We start from the raw sequence: 19,937 nt of genomic DNA, 5'->3' as shown, positions 1-19,937 counted from the left end.
CACCCCCCCCCCCCCCCCCCCCCCCCCCCCCCCCCCCCCCCCCCCCCCCCCCCCCCCCCCCCCCCCCCCCCCCCCCCCCCCCCCCCCCCCCCCCCCCCCCCCCCCCCCCACTGCTCTGTCTCTACGCTGCGAGCAGGGGGTGCAGAGGATGCAGATGGACGATCTGGTCCGGTGGAATCCGGAGGCGCTGAACGACTTCGAGAAGGAACTGGGGCGCTGTGCCGCCCGCGTCGGGCAAGTGTGCGAAGCGGTAGCCACACAGGCGGCCTGCGAAAGCCGGTGGCGCGGCGCCGCGCACCGGTCCGCTTCCCGATCCTTCGCTGCGTACGCGTCGGCGCTCGCGGACCATCAAGAGTCGATTCGCCGCGTGCAGGAGTGCGCGATGCGCGTGGCGCCGGTACTGCGGATGCTGCACACCGAACTCGACGACGCCCGCATTGCGGCCGCCGCGGCCGGTTACGTCGTCGCCGGCGACGGCACCGTCCGCCCGGTGCCGGGCGGATCACCGGCGCTCGCCGACGGTGCCGCACTAGAAGCCCGCGTGGCAACCCTGCTCGCGCGCGCCACCGAACTCGACCGCGACGCTGCGTCCGTCCTCGCGCGCGAACTCGACGAGAACGACGGGCAGGCGGGGACCGACTCGCTGCGGTTCGGCGACATCCGCGCGCAGTTACCCGATCTGCCCCGGATCCCCGAACCGGGAACTCCTCCCGGCGCGGTAGCGGAGTGGTGGCGCGAATTGGACGAGCAGGACCGTGCCGCGCTCCTGTCCGGCCGGCCCGGTTCGATCGGTGCACTGGACGGAATCCCCGCCGACGCACGCGACGCCGCCAACCGTGCGCTGCTCGACGTCGAACGCCGACGACTCGAAGACGCCGCGAACCGTTTGCGAACCGAACTCGGGAACAACCTGTTCGGCGGGTTGTTCGTCGATGCCGACGCCGGACTGGACCAGACCGAGAAAAAGCTCGCGGCGCTGGACGCGCTCGACGAGGTGCTGTCGCGCGACGATCGTCACCTCCTCTCGCTCGATCTGTCCGGACGAGAGGCGATGGCGACAGTCGCGGTAGGAGACGTCGACAAGGCCGACCACGTCGCGGTGTTCGTGCCGGGCGCCGGTTCGACCGTCCAGGGCAGTGTCGGCGGTTACGACACGCAGATCGCGGCGCTGCGCGACGAAGCACAGCGCCAAGTCGGCGACACCCCCGGGCGAGGTGGCTCAGTCGCAGCGGTGACGTGGCTGAACTACCAGGCGCCGCAATGGGGTTGGGGACTGGCGTTCACAGAACGCAGTCCTGTCTCCGATCTCGCCGCGCAGATTGCCGCACCACGCCTGTCCGGGTTTCTCGAGGGGTTGGCTGCGTCCCGGGGCGACGATCCCGACGTCACCGTCGTGGGACATTCCTACGGGGCACTGGTCGCGGGTCTCGCACTCACACGCGGAGCCGACGCGGACGCCGCGGTGTTCCTCGGAGCACCGGGTATCGGCACCGACGACGTGCGCGAGCTCGGATTGCCCGACGGCGCTGCGTATCTGATCGAAGCCCGACGGGATGCGTTCGCCGACGTCGGTACATTCAGCGGCGACCCGAGCTTCCTGGACGGACTGACCCACCTGCCCTCGGGAGCGGACACGGCGGCCACGGGAGAACCACTGATCGGCATCACCGGGCACAGTTCCTATCTCCAACCCGGAACGACGAGTTCCTATCAGGTCGCATCGGTGGTCTCCGGTGCCGCAGGACGGAGTGCGGCATGACCGGGACCGGCCGTGGCCGTGGATTGCGCACCGGGATCGGTGTGGGGGCACTGCTCGCTGTGCTCGCCGCGACGTCCGGTTGTGGACAGCGCCCGGTGCCCGTCGCGAAACCGGAACCGGTCGCCTCGACCAGCAGAGGCGCCGTCGAGTTCTACAGCGGAGTCCAGCGCGACATCCTGACCGCACTGTCGGCCGAGTTCCCCGGACTGCACTTCACACCGCGGTTCGCGCGGTCCGCGACCGCATGCACGCTGCCCGACGACACCGTGGGCACGCTCGTGCACCTGCCCATCTACGGGTCGGAAGTGCCGGTCCCCGCCGATGCCCTCAGCCGCGCGGCCGATGTCTTCGAGAAGGTCGCGGCACGTGCGGGATTCCACGAACCGCTCGTGATGCCGCCCGACGTCGGTTTCGCCTTCCGGATGTTCGCCGCAGACGGCTCGTACATCACGTTCGGCAGCTATATCGCTTCGACGGTCGCGCTCACCACGGGTTGTTATCGGGAGTGACGCGCACCGGGGCGCGTTGTTCCGGGCTCCGACCACCCCGTCGGCTACGCTCGTGCTTTCCGTGTCAGCTGTGAGTCGGCGAGGGGACAGGGATATGCGTCCGATGCTCGGCATTGCCGTGGACGACGGTGAAGTGTGCGCGGTGCTCGTCGATGCCGACGTGCCGTCGCTCGGACCGTTCGACTCGCAGCGCCTCGTCGCGGACCGCAACGCAGCACCTGCCGACACCGCGGCGGCCGCGGTGGTCGCGATGACCGAGCGAGCCGCGAAGGCGTCGTTGTCGATCCTGTCGATCGGCCTGACTGTCACTCCGGGCGGTGCCGACGACGCCCGTGACGTCGCGGACGCGATCGCGGCGGTCACCGATACCCCCGTCGAAATCGTCGACCTGGACGACGCCCGGTTGGCGTACCTCGCCGGTGCCCCGGAACTGGCCGCGGCTACCGTGCTCGCACTCCACACCCGTACCGGCAGTGTCGAATCCGCGTCGGTCGTCGACACCGGATCTCGTGCCGTGCTTGCGTCGGTGACTCCCGCCGGCGACGTGTTCGGGGGCTACTCCGAATCGCTTCCGGAAGCGATGGACGAAGCGATCGCGCGCGCGGGTAAGACACCGAACGCGCTGGTGTTCCTGGACCTGCAACCCGGCGACGCGGGTCCCGCGAGAGAACTCGCGACGATCCTGGGCGTTCCCTTCGTCACGCCGCACGGCGTGCCCTGGCATCGCGCGACCGGTGCGTCGCTCGTTGCGGCCGAACGGAACCGGCCCGCGCCCGTCGCCGGTGCGCCTACGGGCCGGGGCAGGGGAGTGGCTCTGCTCGCCGCCATCGTCGCGCTGGTTGCGATTCTCGGCGGAGGACTGGCGGTGGCGGTCGGCGGGATCGGGCAGACGGGCGACGGCACGCCGAACCCGGACACGGTGGTCGCGCCCTCCACGCCTGCACCTGCACCCGCGTCGGTGGCGGTACCGGTGCCGGAGACGCCTGTCGCGGTGCCGGCGGATCCGTGCGCAGGTGCGCGGCCCGTGTCGTGGCCGATCCGCATGTCCGATCCCGACCTGCCCGGCCCCGCCGATACGGATCGGAGTGTCGGCCCCGGCGCCGTGCCGGGTGCGCCGGTGACTGCCGGTTCGGATCCCTGTGCGCAGAACCGACCCGTCGAGCCCTGACGCCGCAAGGCGTGCCGGAGTTCCGACGCCGGAAGCCGTCTCAGAGATTCAGCCCGGCTCCCGCGCGGATCATGGCGTCGAGGTCCGACGCGACGACGACATCCGCGAAGCGCGATCGATAGTCCCCGAGGTCGTCGCCGACCGAGCCGACGACGGCCACCACCGGCACGCCGTCGCAGCGAGCGAGAACGGCGGAGACGATCTTCCCCGCGCGCGACTGTCCGTCGAGTCTGCCTTCGCCGACCACCACCAGGTCTGCGGCACGCACGGCCGCGTCGAAACCGACGGCGTCGAGCACGAAATCGGCGCCGGAGCGCAGTTCCGCATCGAACCGCGCCCACATGCCGCCCGAGAACCCGCCGGCCGCACCCGTTCCCGCAACGGGACGAGGGTCGCGCGGCAGTGACGCAGCGGCCTCTTCGAGTCGCCGCGTCAGGAGGTCGACGGTTGCGGGGTCGGCGCCCTTCTGCGGACCGAAGACCCGAGCCGCGTCGGTGTACCGGGTCGTGACGTCGGTGAGGACCGTGACGCGCGCGCCACCGAGACCGCCGGCGTCGTCGATCGCGGCGATTGCACCGAGACCACCGTCGGTGGTCGCGGAACCCCCTGCGGCGACGACGATGTGCCGAGCACCGCGCCGCGCCGCCTCAGCCATGAGCATTCCCGTCCCGTACGTGTCGGCGGTGACCGGGTCGCGCGGGCCGTCGTGCGGTGTGGTGATCCCGCCGGCAGCGGCCAGTTCGACGACCGCGGTGCCGTCCGGCCCGAGACCGAAGACGGCCCGGCACGGTGTGCGCCACGGATTCACCGCGTCGGCCCGGACGGTCTCCAGACCGAGCGGGGCGGTCAGCGCCGCCAGCGTGCCCTCGCCGCCGTCGGCCACCGGCATGCGCGTGGGGTGATGCCCTGCCGTCTCGGCTCCCCGGGCAATCGCGTCGGCCACCTCGTCGGCGCCGTACGTCCCCTTGAAACTGTCGGGTGCGATCAGAATCCGCAAACCGGTTGCCGCGTCGTGGGCGGTCACCGCAGCACCCACTCGAAGGCATCTGCCTCGGACCGCGCACCCTGGCGGGCGCGGGACCGGTTCGGTTCGTCGAGTTCGGTGACGAGGTCTTCGCCGAGTTCCACGAGGGCACCGAAACCGGCCGGTGTCAGCCAGTCCGGACGCATCGCGAACAGCAGGTCTTCGCTGGCGGTATTGCCGCTCGCTCCGGGGGCGAAGGGGCATCCGCCCAGTCCGGCGAGCGCTCCGTCCACCACGCTCGCTCCCGCCCCGACCGCGGCGAGGCTGTTCGCGACGCCCAGTCCCCAGGTGTCGTGCCCGTGGTAGACGATGCGGCGTTGCGGTGACTGTGTGCGGACGCGGCGCACCAGCGCTTCCACCTGGCCGGGCACCGCTTGGCCCAGGGTGTCGGCGAGGACGATGTCCGCCGCGCCGTCGGCCCGCGGGTCGTTCGCGATCTCGAGCACCCGGTCGGGGTCGACGGGACCGTCGAACGGGCAGGTGAAGGCGGTGGCCAGGCACAACTGGATGCTGCCGCCCACTGCTCGCGCATGTTCGACGGCGGCCGGCATCGCCTCGAGGCTGTCGTCGGTGTCGCGCCCGATGTTCGCGCGGTTGTGGGCGTCGGACACCGAGAAGCAGTACTGGAATCGGCGCGCACCGGCGGCCGCGGCTTTCTCGACGTGCCGCGGCGTCGCGACCCACACCCAGCACCGGTCGAGTTCTTCCGGGGTGAGCGCCGAGACCAGTTCGAGTGTGTTGGCCATCGGAGGCACCAGGTCGGGGCGTGCGAGCGAGCCGATCTCGAGTTCCGGCACGCCTGCGGCGAGCAGCGCACGCACCACCTCGACCTTGCGCTCGGTGGGCAGCATCTTCCCGGTGAGCTGCAGGCCGTCCCGCAGGGTCACGTCCCGCAGGATCGCACCTCCGGCCTGAAGATCGTTTCCGGTCTTCGGTTCGGTCACCTTCTCGCCTCCACCCTCGTGCACGCCGTTCTTCACGGACCAGTATGGTCGCGCCGCAAGACGAGCACGATTCGTGGACACACCGCGTGGCCGGTGCGGGATCTGTGACAAGTGACACTATCCTTCCGAACGGATGGAGACTTGCCGGAAGGTACGGGGAAATGGGTGTGTTCGTCGGGAAAGCGCTGCTCTGGTTGGCGCTGTTGGCAGGACTGGTGGGAGCCGGCGTGGCCGTTTACGCCCTCCACGTCAACGGTGCGGTGGGGTCGCTGATCGTCGCTTCCGTTGCGGGCCTGGTGTTGCTGCGCCTGCGGCCGGAAGCTCAGGGCGATACGGAGCGTGATGCCGCCGCGACCTGACCCATCGGGTGCTCGCTGACGGCGCACGCTGCGCACGGTTCGTGGCCGGGCCGAAATGTATGCTTGGTTGCCGGATGTCCTGATCAGGGCATCGGGCGCTGAAATGGGGCCCGTGGCCGTCCTTTCGGTCGCGGAAGAGGAGCAACGGATCGTGTCGCTGTGGTCGCGTGCGTTGTCGGTCGAGGAACTCGAGGACCGGCCGTGGGGTGAGCTCATGCCCTGGCTCGATCGCTACGGGTCGGCGCGCACCGTCGCGTTGTCCGCGCTCGCTCCCACCACCCGGTGGTGGGAGGAGCAGTCGCCGGCCGACACCGCGCACGAGGCGGGCATCCCCGAGATGTGCGCCGAACTGGCCCGGATCTACGTCACCGACCATCCGGATCTGCGCTTCGCCGATGCATTGCTCCGTGAGGTGGAGGTGCCGGTGTCCGCGCTGGACCTGGACGCCGCCGCTGCGACGGTGATCGCGCGTCTTCCGCACGCCCCCACCACGGCCGAATTGTTCAGCCGCAGCCCGGCAGACCTGTTCGCGGTGCGCGGCGCCGACCGCGACACCGTCGACGAGATCGTGTGCGCGGTTCTGGTCGCGACGGTCCTGCGCGATCCGGACCCCTCGCTCCCCGGCAACCGGCCCCCCGAGGTGTCCGTTTCGGGCACCGAGGTACCGGCGCTGGACCTGCTCGTCGAAGACCTCGCGCAACTGGCGCGCTGGCGGATGCTGAGCGGCGCACACGAACGCCCCCTGCTGCGTGTCGACCTCGAGGAGGGCGCGCCCGAGGAGATCCGCACGGTCGCAGCGCGCATTCGTGCGCTCACCGCAGGCGATCTCCCGGTTCCCGCGTCGGACGACCCCATCGCCGAACTCGGCGAATACATCCAGGCGCTGCCGGAACCGGACCGGCAGGCCCTGCGACGGCGCGTCCGGGACGGCGTCGACGACCCGGCAGCGCCCTCGACCTTCCCGTTCGGCACGGCGGTCGGTGATCTGCTCGCCGCGCTGCGCGTGCGGGTGCGGCCGGTTGCCGCATTCGACCGCATCCTGCGCGACTTTCCGGTGCTCACCCGGCCGGTGCCGGCGCTCGATGCGCCGCTGTGGCAGGTGCTGCACCGCCTCGACGACCGATTCGAGGCGGCCGACGGCTGGATGGCCGTTCCGGATCTGCCCGACGCGGAGAAGCAGACCCGCGCGCTGCTCGCCGAGTTCGAATCCGCCAACGGGGTGGTCGAGCCTGCCGCAGTGCAGGCGACCTGGACGCTGCCGGCGGACGAGTTCGCCGCATGGACGCAGTACTGCGGGACATCGATGTTCGAGGGCAGGCTCCTCGCCCCGCAGGACGACCTCGCCGGCCGCGCCGCCCAGGTGCTCGAAGTGCTGGGCGATCCGCACACCGCGGACGAACTCGTCGCCCGCATGGATGTGAACGCCGACGTGCATACGCTGGTCGCCGAACTCGCCGACGACGAGCGTTTCGTCCTGGTGCACGGCCGCTGGGCACTCGCGGAGTGGGAGACCGACGTGGTCACCGCGATCCGCAACCGCATCGCCCGGCTGATCGACGACCGAGACGGCAGCGCGCCGGTCGACGTCGTGGCGACCGCACTCATGGAGCGGTTCGGGATTTCCGACGGGTCGGCCCGGACCTTCGCGGCCGGTGGAGAGTTCGAGGTCGTCGACGACCGCGTCCGGCGCCGGCGACGTGCGCACGCGCCGATCTCGAAACCCGAGCGCACCCGCCGGCTCTACCGGCTCGACGACGGCTGGCGCCTACGCATCCCGGTCACGCGCGACCACGTGCGGGGTGCCGAGTGCGCGGTGCCGTCGGCGGTGGCTGCGCTCGTCGGGTGCGAGCCGGGCAGCGAGATCGTTCTTCCGTCGCGCTTGGGTGGACAGACTCTGCGCTGGTTCGGGCCCGTCCCGCAACTCGGATCGATCCGCAGGTTCCTCGAGGACATCGGAGTCGATGCCGACGGCGAACTGTTCCTCGATTTCCGCAGCGACGGCCGGTTCGACGTGCTGCCACTACGCACGGTCGCCGACAACGCCGAACCGTTGCGCAAGGCGCTCGCGCTCGTCGGTCACACCACTCCCGAGGTCGTGCCCGAGGACAGGGTGGCCTCGGCGTTCGCGACAGCCCTGAACCTCGGTGCGGAAACCCGTCCTCGGCGCATTCTGTCCGCTTATCGGGCCCGTCGCGAAACCGACGTGGTGGCACTTCTCGAAGACGCGTGGGTGCGTGTGCCGAGCTGAGCGCACGGGGACCTGATGCGATCGAATCTCGTCCGTAGCACGATGGAGACCATGACCGACGCTCCGAGCACCGACGCCACCGGACCGACCGCGACCGATTCCGTCGTCGGCGCGCTGAAGGGGGCCGTGGCCTCCGTCGAGGCCGCCATCGTCCGACTCGAGGGCGAGGACGCCGCACCCGACACCGTGGAACGGGTGCTTTCCCTGGTGGAGGCGCCCGCCCTCGGCGACGTGGTCGCGCGGCACAATGCTCTGACCAGGGCAGCTGCCATCGTCGACCACCGCGGTACCCTTCCCGACGCCGACTGGGCACCCCTGGCCGACCTCGGCCCACGACTCGACGACACCGCGACACGGTTGCGCGGTCACGCGTCGGGCCTGCTCGACGAGGCCGCCGGGGATACGCCCGTTCACCAGCATCTCGAGTACCTCCAGAAGGCGGCGGTCGAGGAGTGGCTCGGTGAGACCCTCCAGTTGCTCGTGCTGGTCGAAGACTGCCTGTTCCTGTGGCACCGCGTACGCATCGCTCGAGACGGAACCGAACCCGATCCGCAGGTCGTCGCCGCTGCCCGTGCGGCGCTCGCCCGGCATTTCGAGGGGGATGCCGAGTTGTTGCGCCGGGCGCGCGGCGCCCTCGCCCGATTCGCGGAGGGATCGCCGCTCGAAGTCGTCCGGCGGTTGTCGTCGACCCGCACGACCCGCGCGTTGTCGATGCTCCGCCGCGATCTGGACGACTACCGGTCGGCGTTCCGGGCCGACGAAGCGGGCTGGCTGGCCGACGAGGATCCGGAGATCGCGGAGGCGCTCGACTCCATCGACAGCCCCCTCAAAGCGGTCGGTGGAGCGCTCGGTGACGTGTTCGAACGCGGCCGCGCACGGGTGACCGAGACCCTGAGCCGCGACGACGACAGCGACCCGCCCGCGGCGCGGCCCGCTACCGATCCTCCGGCCTGACGAGTCCCGTCCGGAAGGCGATCGCGACGAGACCGGCGCGGTCGCGCACGCCGAGTTTGGCGAGGACGCGGGTCACGTGGGTGCGCACGGTCGCGGGACTGATGAACAGTTTCTCGCCGATCCCGTCGTTGGACAGACCCAGGCCCACCTCGGCGAGAATCTCTCGCTCCCGGTCCGTGAGGCGGTCGAGTTGCCCGGTGTCGCGGACACCGGCACCGCGTGCGGCAGCCTGCATCACGCGTCGTGTGACGGCCGGCGAAAGCATGGCCTCCCCGCCCGCGACCGTACGGACCGCGGTGCGCAGGTCGTCGGGCGCGGTGTCCTTCACGAGGAAACCGACGGCACCTGCCCGGATGGCATCGAGCACGTTGTCCTCGGTGTCGAACGTCGTGAGGACGACCACCTGGACGTGGGACAGTGCCGGATCGTCGACGATCCGGCGAGTCGCGGCGATCCCGTCGGTGCCGGGCATCCGAATGTCCATCAGTACGACGTCGGGAGCGGTTTCGGCGACCACCTGCACGCCGGTGTCGCCGTTGTGAGCTTCGCCCACCACCGCGATGTCGTCCGTGCGCTCGAGCAGTGCCCGCAGTCCTTCGCGCACGAGGGCCTGGTCGTCGACGAGTACAACCCGGATCACGGCGACCCCCCGGCCGGAATGCGGGCGTCGACGACGAAGCCGCCACCGTCCCGAGTGCCGGCTTCGACGGTCCCGCCGAGCAGTGCGACCCGTTCGCGCATGCCGGTCAGCCCCCACCCGGTGGAGGGGCCGCCGCGCGTCCCGCGGCCGTTGTCGCTCACGCAGACTCTCAGAATACCGTTGCGGTGATCCAGTGCGACAACCGCTTTCGTCGCATCTGAATGGCGGAGGACGTTGCTCAAGGCTTCCTGGATCACGCGATACGCAGTCGCATCCACGACGGCGGGTAGCGGTGCCGGGGTGCCCCGGGATTCGACCTGCACCGCGATGCCCGCTTCCGTGACGGTGCCGGCGAGCCGCTCGATCTCGGCGAGTCCGGGCGTGGGCGAGTGATTCTCGCGCGCAGCGGCACTGGGCGAGCGAAGTGCCTCCACCGTCGCATGCAGTTCGGATACGGCGCGTGAGCACGAGTCGCGCACCGCCGACAGTGACCGGCGCGCCAGGGCAGGATCGTCCTCGAGTGTCTCGGCGGCCACGTCGGTGTGCAGCGAGATCACCGACACGGTGTGGGCGAGCAGGTCGTGGAGATCGCGGGCGATCTGGAGTCGTTCGTGCTCGACGCGACTCGCGGCCTCCCGTTCGCGCTCGAGGTGGGCCGACTGTTCTCTGAGGGCCATTTCCTCCCGCAGAGCGCGGCGGGATCGCACACTGTCGCCCAGCGCGATGACCGCCGCCATCAGTCCCACCGAACCCGCCGATTCGAACCCGAGCAGGTAGGCGAGATCGTCGCCCTGGACCATCCGGACCGCTGTCGAGAGGATTGTGAGGACACCGGCGACAGAGACGGCCCATCGCAGGTGTCCCGAGTCGGCAGCCGAATACAGCGCCACCGACAGGGGTAGGGCCAACCCGATGGGTGGGAACGACAGGGCGTAATACGCCACCAGGACGGCGGCGGTGAACAGCAGAACGGCAACGGGTCGCTGCCGGCGCAGGAACACGGGTGCAGCGAACAGCGCGCCGAACAGGTAGGCGAACGGAGACGGTCCGGCGCCGTCGCCCCCGATGTCCGCGGCGATCGCGCCGCTGACGATCGCGAGCAGGCCCCCGGCAAGAAGTGCGTCGGTCGTGAGATCCTGCCGGTGGTCGCCCCTGCGGGCTGTGCTGGTGTGCTCGGAGATGGTCGTCGCCTTTCCTCCGGTCCTGCATCGAACATCGATCCGGGGTGGGGCCGGTGCGAGTACCCGCCGATCGCCCGCGCACGTGCCGATCGGCGCTACGTCGGCGAGATTACCGCCGGTCGGCGCTACCGGGAACCGAATGCGATCTGTGCCGCGATGCCCGGACGGCGGGGACGGCGAGGGTGCCCGTACACCCTTGCCGTCCGGACGGGACTGCGATTACGAGGCGACCGGTGCCTCTGCCGGCGCGGGTACGGACGTGCGGGCCGTCAGTACCTTGTACAACGCGACGAAGGCGAGGACGGCGGTCACTCCGCCCATCGCCAGACGAACCCAGTGACCGTTCTCGAATTCGATTGCGGTCTGGCGGAGTACCTCGACGGAGTGCACCGCGGCGCCTTCGTCGAACATGATCGTGTTCCGTGGCCAGAAGTAGAGGGCCGAGAACGCGAATTCGCCGAAGACCAGCGATATCAGGCTCGCCGCCGCCCACGGACGGGGCTTCTTGTCGCGCCGGAGTACGAACACCGACGCCACCGCGAGGGCCACCGTCAACGCGCCCAGGGGAGGGAAGAGGTCTGCCGGTCCGGCTTGCGACATGAACTCGCGGGTCAGGTCGAGCGACGCCGGGGGATCGTGAAAGACATTGGGGTAGAGGATGATCGTTTCGGTGAGGATCCCCCCGAACGCGATGAGCGTGACCCAGCTGTAGGCCACGATCACCGCGGTACGGGGAGAGAAGTTGTTCGGAGTCATGGCGACGACGCTAGTTTTCGCGCCTCTCGCCGTCGTCCGTCCTGCGACGTAATCGCAGTACGACTTCCGACGTACGCGCGCTACCGCAGCGCGTCGAGCGCCTCGCCGATCGGGGTGTCACCGTTGTTGAATTCGATGGTGCGACCGACTGTTTCGGGCCGCTCGAGCACCGCGGCGGCGACGGCAGCCACGTCCGCACGAGAGACCTCACCGGGCTCGTCCGCGCCGTGGCCGGCGATCTCGATGCGTCCCGTCGGCGGGTCGAGGGTGAGACGGCTCGGGCCGAGGATCGTCCATTCCAGATCCGTGCCGCGCAGATGGGTATCCGCGGCGGCCTTCGCCTCGGCGTAGGCGAAGAAACTGTTGTCCTCCGGTACGCCGTGGTCCGTCCGGGATCCGAAATACGAGATCATCACGTATCGGGGAACGCCCGCCTGCTGCGCCGCCGTCATCGACGCGATCGCCGCGTCGCGGTCCACGGCGTACGTGCGCAGTGCACTACCGCCGCCGGCGCCCGCCGACCACACCACCGCATCGTGACCCTGCAGGAGTTTGTTGAACTCGAGAGCATCGAGTGTCTCGATATCGGCGACGACCGGCGTGCCACCGGCCGCGCGGACGTCGTCGGCCTGGTCGGGATTGCGGATGATCGCGGAGACCTCGTGACCGGCGTCGGAGAGCAGACGTTCGAGGTGCAGTGCCACCTTGCCGTGTCCGCCGAATACTGCGATACGTGTCATGTCGATGCTCCTAGCGTTGCGGGCGATGTACTCGGTCAGCATGCCCGCATTCGGTCGTCTCTACGCCCGGTCGCACTCAGCGCAGGCGTTCGAACGCCGAATCGACCAGATATTCCGCGATGGCCAGGGACGATGTGGCACCGGGCGACGGGGCGTTGCGCAGATGCACGATGCGTCCGTGGCCGGTGATGACGAAGTCGTCCTCGAGGCTGCCGTCGGCGGTCATCGCCTGCGCCCGGACCCCGCGAGGCCCGGGGAGAAGGTCGTGGGCGGTCAATCCGGGCACATACTTCGCCGCTTCTGCGGCGAAACGCCGGGTGCTCACCGCCGTCTGCAACTCCCGGGCCGCCGCCGGCACGTTGTGCGCCGCGAACCGCCAGAAGCCGGGGAATCCGACGGCGTCGCGGACGTCTCGCCAGGACCAACCCCGCCGCGTGTACAACTCCCGCGCCGGGGAGAGGAAAGCATTGGGGCCGACCATGATACGCCCGTCGATGCGCTTGGTCAGATGCACTCCGAGGAAGGGATACCGCGGGTCGGGGACGGGATAGATCAAACCCCGGACCTTTCGTGCGGGCTCCGGTTTCAGGAGGTGATAGTCGCCGAGAAAAGGCACGATCCGGGGGTCCGCGCCGTCGCCGGCGCTGCGCGCCAGACGATCCGATTGGAGCCCCGCGCAGATCGAAGGACTCCGAATCGAGAGAGCCGCACGCGGTGGTCGAGTCCACGATCACCGCGTTGCCCCGGGCGCATATGCCGGTCACCGTCGTACTCGTGCGCACGACACCTCCCGCAGCGCGGACGTCCTCGGCGAGGGCGTGCGTGACGGCGGTGTAGTCGATGATCGCGGTGCGGGGTGAGTGGAGCGCTGCGATGCCCACGGCGTGCGGTTCGACGGAGCGGATCGCGTCTGCGTCCAGCCGCCGGAGCCCGGGCACTCCGTTGGCGGTCGCGCGTGCTTCGATCGCGTCGAGCCGGCCGAGTTCGGAGGTCCCCAGGGCCACGACCAGCTTGCCGCACTCGTCGTACGGGAGATTCTTCTCGGCCACGAAGTCGGTCAGCAGTTCCACGCCGCCACGGCACAGACGCGCCTTGAGGCTCCCCGGCGGGTAGTAGAGACCGGCATGCACGACACCACTGTTGTGGCCGGTCTGGTGCGCGGCGAGAGCCGGTTCCTTCTCGAACAGCGTGACGTGCGCACCGAGTCCGGTCAGGCGACGCGCGGTCGCGGCGCCGATGATGCCGCCCCCGACGACCGCCGCGCGCAATGTGCCCATATGCGACACCTTAAGGACCCGTGCACGATCTCGCTGCCCACGACGCGGTGCCGCCGTCCGTCATCCGGGACGCACAACGGCCCGTGGCCCGCAGGCGCGGTGGGTGCCACCGGTTCTGCAGGCCACGGGATGTCGCTGTCGTGCGGGGTGTGCTCGATTCAGCGCTTGCGGTCGGAGCTGTAGCCCCAGAGCCAGTCCGTGTACTTGTAGCTCGAGGTGTCGCGAATGCGGAACAGTTCGTTGCGCGCTTCGCGGCCGGCGCCGTCGAGATGCCACAGGTCGCCCCACATGCGGCCGGTGGTCAGGATGCGGTTGCATCGCGGCGCGCGCTCGGCGTTGACATCCTGCAGGATCTTCGGCCAGTTCGCGTTGTCGCCCTTGTAGTCCTCGGCTGCGTAGTCGGCGAGGCACTTGGCATCCTCGAGGGCCATCACGGCACCCGACGCGAGGTACTGCAGCGGCGGATGGGCGGCGTCGCCGAGAAGCAGCATGCGGCCGTCGACCCAGTTGTCGATCGGGTTGCGGTCGAACATCGGCCACCAGCGGTCGGTCCACAGGTACTTCAGCGCGGAGCGGACGCTTTCGTGGCAGTGCTCGTAGGCCTGCTCGAGTTCCTCGGGGCTTCCCCACTTCTCTTCGCCGCGCAGGAAGGCGGGCGACTGGAAGACGGCAACCTGGTTGAGCATCTCACCCTGGCGCAGCGGGTACTGGATGAAGTGGCAGCGCGGGCCGATGTAACCCACCACGTCCTCGATGTCCTCTTCGAGAGGGACCTCGTTCATCGGGAACGTGCCGCGGAACGCCACGTAGCCCGAGCCGACGGGCTTGTCGTCGGAGATCTTGGGACGCAGGCGCGAATGCAGCCCGTCCATCCCGAGTGCGATGTCGCCGACGTGCTCGTCACCGTTCTCGAGGATGACGCGGACCTTGTCGCCCTCGGTGACGACGTCGGTCACCGTGGAGTTCGTGCGCAGGTCGGCACCGGCGCGCCGGGCTGCGGCCACGAGCACCGAGTGCAGGTCCGAGCGGTGCACGACGAAGTACACGCCGCCGTAGTGCTCCTGATAATCGCGACCGAGATTGACCTTGGTCAGGATCTCGGAGGTCACGGCGTCGCGGAAGACGAGGTTCTTGGGCAGCACGCCCTTGGCGATGACCTCGTCGTAGACGCCGAGCGACTGCAGGATGCGCGAGCCGTGCGGGCCGATCTGGAGTCCGGCGCCCACCTCGCCGAACTCCGCGGCGCGCTCGAAGAGCGTGACGTTCGCACCTTTCAGGGCGAGAGCGAGGGCGTTGGCCACGCCACCGATGCCGCCACCGGCAATCAGTACTCGCGCGTCCTTCAGATCGGACATGACACTCCTTCGGGTCGTGAATCTGGTGGGATCAGTGGGTGAGGGACAGGGCGCGCGACGCATCGTGGCGCACGGGGAACTTCTGCCAGATCACCGAGAGCAGCAGCGCCGAGATCAGGGCACTGACGCCGAAGAGGATGAAGTTCGAGTCGGCGCCGAGTCCGGCGGCGAGCAGCCAGCCACCGATCTGGGGGGCGGCAACGGCACCGATGCGGCCGACGCCGAGGGCCCAGCCGAGCGCAGTGCCGCGCAGGTGGTCGGGGTAGTACGACGCGACGGCGGCGATGATCAGTGCCTGGGTGCCGTGGGTACCGACACCGGCGATCACGAAGATCAGGTACACCGCAGCGACGGGCGGGTCGACCAGGAGGGTCAGCAACGCCACACCGGCCAGCAGCGCGGCGACGATGCTCGTGGGCACCGAACCCCACCGCACGCCGCCCCAGGCGGTGAGGAACGAGCCCACCACGGCGCCGAGGTTCAGAGCCAGGGAGAAGGTCAGGGCGTTGCCCAGGTCTGTGCCCTCGCCCTGCATGAGCTTGGGAAGCCAGGTGCCGAGGCCGTACCACGCGAGGAGGGTCACCACTGTCGCAAGCGCGAACATGATGCTGATGGCGCGGAACCGTGCGCCGAGCAATTCCTTGAATCCGCCCGCGGAGTTGCCGGGATGAGCGTCGGGAGCGTGCTTGGGCAGCAGCTTGATTGCCAGCGGGACGAGGACGAAGAGGGGGACCAGCGCGAACAGGAACATCGGCCGCCAGCCCCAGTTGGGGATCACCGGAATGCCGACGAGAGCGGCGATGGTGCCACCGATCGGGACGCCGGACATCATCATCGTCGCGACCGCGGCACGCCACTTGTCGGGCACGAGTTCGGCGGCGAGGGCGTTGGAGGTGGGCACGAGTCCGCCGAGACCGATGCCGGCGATGAGACGCAAGGCACCGAACCACACCGGGCTGGGAGCAACCGCGCACAACGCCGTGAAGACGGAGAGCACGACGACGCAGCCGATGACCGCCTGCTTGCGCCCGATCGCGTCGGACAACCTTCCCGCGAGGACTGCACCGACCATCATGCCCAGGAACGCGAGGCTGCCGAGCGTGCCGGCGGTGGACGAACTGATGCCCCACTCGTCCTGGAGGCTCGGGATCACGTTGCCGTAGACGATGAGGTCGTACCCGTCGAACACGACGAACAACCAGCAGACGACGACCGCTGCGATGCTGCCCGGGGCCATGGAGAGACGACGCGCACCGGAGGCGGCGGTGGCCTCGGGGGAGTTGTGCATGATTCCTACGTTGATGCGCGCGCGCCAGCTGTGCAATAAAGTTCTTCTATGCAGAATTCACCGAAGCCCGGCAGGCGCATCACGAAACCGTCGTACTCGCTCGAGTCCGTCGACAACGCACTGCACCTGCTCCAGCTGCTTCGTGACGTCGGAGCACTGCGTGTGAAGGACGCCGCAGACGCTCTCGGTACGGCGCCGTCGACCGCACACCGGCTCCTGGCGATGCTCGTATACCGGGGCTTCGCCGTGCAGGACGAGAAGCGCCGCTATCACCCCGGCCCGGCGATGGGCGCCGGTCCGGCGAAACAAGGATGGACGAGGGAACTCGCAGATATCGCCCGTCCACACATGGAAGCGCTCGCGGCGATGACCGGTGAGACCATCAACCTGGTTCTCCGCATCGGGTCGCAGGCGCGCTTCCTGTATACCGCCGAATCGACAACGATGCTGCGTGTGGGGGATAGGCAGGGGCAGGTGCTCCCTGCGGAGCTCACCGCGGGCGGCCGCATCCTGCTCGCCGAACTTCCCCGCCGCACGCTCGAACAGTTGTATCTCCGTCCCGCGGGGCCGCCCACGATCAGCCAGGGCCCGACCGCGTCGGAGACGGACCGGAGGCTCGCTCCCGGCGAGTTCGAGATCTTCGTCAGTGAGCTCGAAGCGGCCCGGCGGGTGGGATTCGCCGTCAACGTCGAGCAGACCGAACAGGGCGTCGCGGCGTTCGGCGTCGCGGTGCGCAACGGGCGCGGGCGTGCCATTGCCGCGCTCACCACAGCGGTGCCCGCGACCAGGTATCGGCAGCATCTGCACGGGCAGTTGGTGCAGCAGATGCGGGCGGCGATCCGGGGCCTCGAGGTGGAGGTCGCACACATCGAGGCGTGAGATCCACGACAACATTCCACAGGGAAGAATGTTGTGTGCTCGAGCGGACCGAGCGACATAGGTTGTGATCAACGCCCAACGTGTGTGTCGTTTCGCGAGGAGAGACCATGACCGAGCACGAGCACGATCCGGAACTGCAGAAGCTCTACGACGACTTCGAGGCCGAACATCTCGACCCGCTGTGGACTCAGCTCGGCGACCTCATGCCGATGGCTCCGACGTCCAAGGCAGTCCCGTTCGTCTGGAAGTGGTCCACGCTGTACCCGCTCGCGCAGCGCGCCGGTGACCTCGTTCCGGTCGGCCGCGGTGGTGAGCGCCGCGCGATCGCGCTGGCGAATCCCGGCCTCGGTGGAGTCCCGTACATCACGCCCACCCTCTGGGCGGCGATCCAGTACCTGGGCCCGAAGGAGACCGCACCCGAGCACCGGCACTCGCAGAACGCCTTCCGATTCGTCGTCGAAGGTGAAGGCGTGTGGACCGTCGTCAACGGCGACCCCGTCGCGATGCGTCGCGGTGACTTCCTGCTGACGCCCGGCTGGAACTTCCACGGCCACCACAACGAAACCGACCAGCCGATGGCCTGGATCGACGGCCTCGACATTCCGTTCGTCCACTACACCGACACCGGTTTCTTCGAGTTCGGTTCGGACGGCGTCACCGACGAGGGCACCCCGGACATCTCCCGCTCCGAGCGCCTGTGGGTGCATCCCGGTCTGCGTCCGCTCGTCGGGCTCGATCGCAAGACCAGCTCTCCGATCGCGTGCTACCGGTGGGAGCACACCGACCGTGCCCTCGCCGAGCAGCTCGCCCTCGAGGACGAGGGCTACGCCGCGACGCCGGAACCCGGCCACGCAGCGATCCGCTACACCAACCCGACCACTGGCGGCGACGTCATGCCGACCATCCGCGCCGAGTTCCACCGTCTGCGCGCCGGCGCGCACACCCGTCCCCGCCGCGACGTCGGTTCCCTGGTGTTCCAGGTGTTCGAGGGTCAGGGCCGCTTCGATCTCGGCGGTGTCTCCCACGATGTCGCCAAGGGCGACATGATCGTCGTCCCGTCCTGGGTCGAATGGTCGCTCGAAACCGATGAGGGCGTCGACCTGTTCGCGTTCTCGGACGCACCCATCGTGGAGCGTCTGCACTTCAACCGCACCATCATCTCCGAAGGAGCCTGACCCACCATGCGACTTGCAACCCTCCGACTCGACGGCGCAACCGCCGCGGTGCGCGTCGACGACGACTCGACCGCGACCGTGATCGACGGTTATGCCGATCTGTCCGAACTGTTGAACAACGCGGACTGGAAGGCCGTTGCGGAGAAGGCAGCGGGCAAGAAGGTCGACCTCGCCGACGCCGATTACGCACCGGTGGTGCCCAGCCCCGGCAAGATCGTGTGCGTCGGCCTCAACTACGCCACGCACATCCAGGAGATGGGCCGCGAACTCCCCGAGTTCCCGACGCTGTTCTCGAAGTTCAAGGAAGCCCTCACCGGTCCCTACGACGACGTGATCGTCCCGGCGTACGCCGCCTCGCAGCTCGACTGGGAAGCAGAACTCGCCGTCGTCATCGGCAAGCAGGCGTACCAGGTGTCGGAGGCCGACGCCGAGGAGTACATCGCCGGTTACTCGGTCATCAACGACTACACGATGCGGGACTACCAGTACCGCACGCTGCAGTGGGACCAGGGCAAGACGTTCGAGAAGACCAGCGGCTTCGGCCCGGTCCTCGACACCGACTACAAGCTCGGCACCAAGATCGAAACCCGCCTCGAGGGCGAGGTCATGCAGTCGTCGAACACCAACGATCTGGTGTTCACCCCGGCCAAGCTGGTCGACTACATCTCGCACATCGTCACCCTGCAGCCGGGCGACGTCATCATCACCGGCACCACCGGCGGTGTGGGCCACGCCCGCAAGCCCGCGCGCTACATCCAGGACGGCAACGTCTGCGAGGTCACCATCGAGGGCCTCGGTTCCGTCAAGAACAAGACCATCGTCAAGTAGGAGACCGAAGACCGTGGGATTCAACGATCTCGAACTCTCCGAGCGGCTGCTCATCGCGCGCCGCGGCACGGCGTATCTGTCGCAGCGGCTCGCGGAGCTCACCGACGACGAACTCGCCGGCCCGACCCTGCTCGACGGGTGGACCCGCCTGCACCTGACCGCCCACATCGGCTACAACGCGGCCGCGTTGTGCCGCCTGATGGATTGGGCTGCCACCGGTGTGGAGACGCCGATGTACGCCTCGACCGAGCAGCGTGCACAGGAGATCGCCGAGGGCGCGACGCTGAGTCCCGCAGCTCTTCGTAACCTGTTCGCGCATACGGTCGCCCGGCTGGACGAAAAGTGGCGCAACCTGCCGGAGTCGGCATGGCAGGCACAGGTGCGCACCGCGCAGGGGCGCCTGGTTCCGGCCGAGGAAACCGTGTGGATGCGCACGCGTGAAGTGTGGATCCACGCCGTCGATCTCGGCAACGGCGGACGCTTCGGGGACTTCCCGAAGGTCGTGCTCGAGTCGCTGCTCGACGACATCGTCGGGATGTGGCGGAAGAAGGAACTCGGCGCGGGTATCGCGCTCGAGATCGACGGCGGCGCGACCATCGCCGTCGCACCGGACGCCGCCACCACGCACACGGTGCGCGGCCTGCTTCCCGCAGTGGTCCGGTGGGCTGCCGGACGCGGTGCCATCGGAGTCGACGGAGGAGAACTCACTCCGCCGCGCTGGCTCTGACAACAAGCGACGAGGGCCCTTCCATCACCGAGGCGGGTTCACATGATCGTCGCAACACTCTCAACGAGAGGTTGCGACGATCATGTCGTTTCAGGAGGACTGCGACCGATTCGGTAACCAACTCAC

Annotated in this window: 18 protein-coding genes and 1 pseudogene; 10 read left to right on the top strand and 9 right to left on the bottom strand. The window is 69.1% G+C overall.

Annotated features, from left to right (window positions below; translation table 11 throughout):
• Positions 1 to 154: 154 nt before the first annotated feature.
• The 3 genes from AC0B44_RS00095 to AC0B44_RS00085 all read left to right on the top strand — a co-directional run bounded on the left by AC0B44_RS00095 (position 155) and on the right by AC0B44_RS00085 (position 3,436).
• Entirely contained in the window at positions 155 to 1,759 is a 1,605-nt protein-coding gene (locus AC0B44_RS00095; protein ID WP_471900910.1) for an alpha/beta fold hydrolase, read from the top strand.
• Entirely contained in the window at positions 1,756 to 2,268 is a 513-nt protein-coding gene (locus tag AC0B44_RS00090) for an LppA family lipoprotein (protein ID WP_471900909.1), read from the top strand. The genes AC0B44_RS00095 and AC0B44_RS00090 overlap by 4 nt, the downstream gene beginning before the upstream one ends.
• Before the next feature lie 103 nt (positions 2,269 to 2,371).
• Positions 2,372 to 3,436 carry a hypothetical protein gene (locus tag AC0B44_RS00085; protein WP_471900908.1) on the top strand — a complete coding sequence of 355 codons (1,065 nt, stop codon included), beginning with the start codon at positions 2,372 to 2,374 and terminating at the stop codon, positions 3,434 to 3,436.
• Between the two features lie 40 nt (positions 3,437 to 3,476).
• Here the strand turns inward: AC0B44_RS00085 and AC0B44_RS00080 are convergent, their stop codons facing one another.
• Together AC0B44_RS00080 and AC0B44_RS00075 are read right to left on the bottom strand one after the other, a co-directional pair.
• Positions 3,477 to 4,433: a glycerate kinase gene (locus AC0B44_RS00080; RefSeq protein WP_471901345.1), complete on the bottom strand. Its 957-nt coding sequence runs from the start codon at positions 4,431 to 4,433 to the stop codon at positions 3,477 to 3,479.
• Between the two features lie 23 nt (positions 4,434 to 4,456).
• Positions 4,457 to 5,404, bottom strand: coding sequence for a hydroxymethylglutaryl-CoA lyase (locus AC0B44_RS00075; RefSeq protein ID WP_471901344.1), 948 nt, complete (start codon positions 5,402 to 5,404; stop codon positions 4,457 to 4,459).
• A 161-nt stretch (positions 5,405 to 5,565) separates the two neighbouring features.
• Here AC0B44_RS00075 and AC0B44_RS00070 point away from each other — a divergent pair, with 161 nt between their 5' ends.
• The 3 genes from AC0B44_RS00070 (at position 5,566) to AC0B44_RS00060 (ending at position 8,965) form a co-directional block, all read left to right on the top strand.
• A complete protein-coding gene (locus tag AC0B44_RS00070) occupies positions 5,566 to 5,763 on the top strand; it encodes a hypothetical protein (RefSeq protein WP_471900907.1) in 198 nt (65 codons plus the stop codon).
• 112 nt (positions 5,764 to 5,875) lie between these two features.
• Positions 5,876 to 8,011, top strand: coding sequence for a hypothetical protein (locus AC0B44_RS00065; protein ID WP_471900906.1), 2,136 nt, complete (start codon positions 5,876 to 5,878; stop codon positions 8,009 to 8,011).
• 51 nt (positions 8,012 to 8,062) lie between these two features.
• Complete coding sequence (locus AC0B44_RS00060; RefSeq protein WP_471900905.1) at positions 8,063 to 8,965, top strand: hypothetical protein; 903 nt, start codon at positions 8,063 to 8,065, stop codon at positions 8,963 to 8,965.
• Here AC0B44_RS00060 and AC0B44_RS00055 read toward each other — a convergent pair.
• From AC0B44_RS00055 to AC0B44_RS00025, 7 genes and pseudogenes are all read right to left on the bottom strand, one after another.
• A complete protein-coding gene (locus tag AC0B44_RS00055) occupies positions 8,946 to 9,605 on the bottom strand; it encodes a response regulator (RefSeq protein ID WP_471900904.1) in 660 nt (219 codons plus the stop codon). The two genes, AC0B44_RS00060 and AC0B44_RS00055, sit on opposite strands and share 20 nt — an antisense overlap.
• Positions 9,602 to 10,786 carry a sensor histidine kinase gene (locus tag AC0B44_RS00050; protein WP_471901343.1) on the bottom strand — a complete coding sequence of 395 codons (1,185 nt, stop codon included), beginning with the start codon at positions 10,784 to 10,786 and terminating at the stop codon, positions 9,602 to 9,604. Before AC0B44_RS00050 ends, AC0B44_RS00055 begins: the two co-directional genes overlap by 4 nt.
• Before the next feature lie 219 nt (positions 10,787 to 11,005).
• Positions 11,006 to 11,542 carry a DUF1772 domain-containing protein gene (locus AC0B44_RS00045; RefSeq protein ID WP_471900903.1) on the bottom strand — a complete coding sequence of 179 codons (537 nt, stop codon included), beginning with the start codon at positions 11,540 to 11,542 and terminating at the stop codon, positions 11,006 to 11,008.
• Positions 11,543 to 11,622: 80 nt separating this feature from the next.
• The gene (locus AC0B44_RS00040) at positions 11,623 to 12,282 is read right to left on the bottom strand and encodes an SDR family oxidoreductase (RefSeq protein ID WP_471900902.1); all 660 of its coding nucleotides are present in this window, start codon (positions 12,280 to 12,282) and stop codon (positions 11,623 to 11,625) included.
• Positions 12,283 to 12,358: 76 nt separating this feature from the next.
• Positions 12,359 to 13,559, bottom strand: a pseudogene (gene lhgO, locus AC0B44_RS00035) (L-2-hydroxyglutarate oxidase).
• 158 nt (positions 13,560 to 13,717) lie between these two features.
• A complete protein-coding gene (locus tag AC0B44_RS00030; RefSeq protein WP_471900901.1) occupies positions 13,718 to 14,914 on the bottom strand; it encodes an FAD-dependent monooxygenase in 1,197 nt (398 codons plus the stop codon).
• 31 nt (positions 14,915 to 14,945) lie between these two features.
• Positions 14,946 to 16,151: an MFS transporter gene (locus AC0B44_RS00025; RefSeq protein WP_471901342.1), complete on the bottom strand. Its 1,206-nt coding sequence runs from the start codon at positions 16,149 to 16,151 to the stop codon at positions 14,946 to 14,948.
• Between the two features lie 99 nt (positions 16,152 to 16,250).
• Here AC0B44_RS00025 and AC0B44_RS00020 point away from each other — a divergent pair, with 99 nt between their 5' ends.
• From AC0B44_RS00020 to AC0B44_RS00005, 4 genes are all read left to right on the top strand, one after another.
• Positions 16,251 to 17,081 carry an IclR family transcriptional regulator gene (locus tag AC0B44_RS00020; protein WP_471900900.1) on the top strand — a complete coding sequence of 277 codons (831 nt, stop codon included), beginning with the start codon at positions 16,251 to 16,253 and terminating at the stop codon, positions 17,079 to 17,081.
• A gap of 107 nt (positions 17,082 to 17,188) precedes the next feature.
• Entirely contained in the window at positions 17,189 to 18,256 is a 1,068-nt protein-coding gene (locus tag AC0B44_RS00015; protein ID WP_471900899.1) for a cupin domain-containing protein, read from the top strand.
• 6 nt (positions 18,257 to 18,262) lie between these two features.
• Positions 18,263 to 19,084, top strand: a complete 822-nt coding sequence (locus tag AC0B44_RS00010) for a fumarylacetoacetate hydrolase family protein (RefSeq protein ID WP_471900898.1) — start codon at positions 18,263 to 18,265, stop codon at positions 19,082 to 19,084.
• 13 nt (positions 19,085 to 19,097) lie between these two features.
• Complete coding sequence (locus AC0B44_RS00005) at positions 19,098 to 19,811, top strand: maleylpyruvate isomerase family mycothiol-dependent enzyme (RefSeq protein ID WP_471900897.1); 714 nt, start codon at positions 19,098 to 19,100, stop codon at positions 19,809 to 19,811.
• Positions 19,812 to 19,937 lie beyond the last annotated feature (126 nt).

It is taken from the genome of Rhodococcus sp. NPDC019050, from assembly GCF_055664235.1.
Note: the sequence above shows the minus strand (reverse complement) of the source record. Positions and strands in the feature narration are given on the sequence as shown.

What these genes read in the sequence shown, in the direction of transcription:
- AC0B44_RS00090 (WP_471900909.1), top strand. Translation starts at nt 1,756, where the DNA reads ATGACCGGGACCGGCCGTGGCCGTGGATTGCGCACCGGGATCGGTGTG.
- AC0B44_RS00070 (WP_471900907.1), top strand. Translation starts at nt 5,566, where the DNA reads ATGGGTGTGTTCGTCGGGAAAGCGCTGCTCTGGTTGGCGCTGTTGGCA.
- AC0B44_RS00045 (WP_471900903.1), bottom strand. Translation starts at nt 11,542, where the DNA reads ATGACTCCGAACAACTTCTCTCCCCGTACCGCGGTGATCGTGGCCTAC.
- AC0B44_RS00020 (WP_471900900.1), top strand. Translation starts at nt 16,251, where the DNA reads ATGCAGAATTCACCGAAGCCCGGCAGGCGCATCACGAAACCGTCGTAC.
- AC0B44_RS00010 (WP_471900898.1), top strand. Translation starts at nt 18,263, where the DNA reads ATGCGACTTGCAACCCTCCGACTCGACGGCGCAACCGCCGCGGTGCGC.
- AC0B44_RS00095 (WP_471900910.1), top strand. Translation starts at nt 155, where the DNA reads ATGGACGATCTGGTCCGGTGGAATCCGGAGGCGCTGAACGACTTCGAG.
- AC0B44_RS00030 (WP_471900901.1), bottom strand. Translation starts at nt 14,914, where the DNA reads ATGTCCGATCTGAAGGACGCGCGAGTACTGATTGCCGGTGGCGGCATC.
- AC0B44_RS00040 (WP_471900902.1), bottom strand. Translation starts at nt 12,282, where the DNA reads ATGACACGTATCGCAGTATTCGGCGGACACGGCAAGGTGGCACTGCAC.
- AC0B44_RS00015 (WP_471900899.1), top strand. Translation starts at nt 17,189, where the DNA reads ATGACCGAGCACGAGCACGATCCGGAACTGCAGAAGCTCTACGACGAC.
- AC0B44_RS00085 (WP_471900908.1), top strand. Translation starts at nt 2,372, where the DNA reads ATGCTCGGCATTGCCGTGGACGACGGTGAAGTGTGCGCGGTGCTCGTC.
- AC0B44_RS00060 (WP_471900905.1), top strand. Translation starts at nt 8,063, where the DNA reads ATGACCGACGCTCCGAGCACCGACGCCACCGGACCGACCGCGACCGAT.
- AC0B44_RS00025 (WP_471901342.1), bottom strand. Translation starts at nt 16,151, where the DNA reads ATGGCCCCGGGCAGCATCGCAGCGGTCGTCGTCTGCTGGTTGTTCGTC.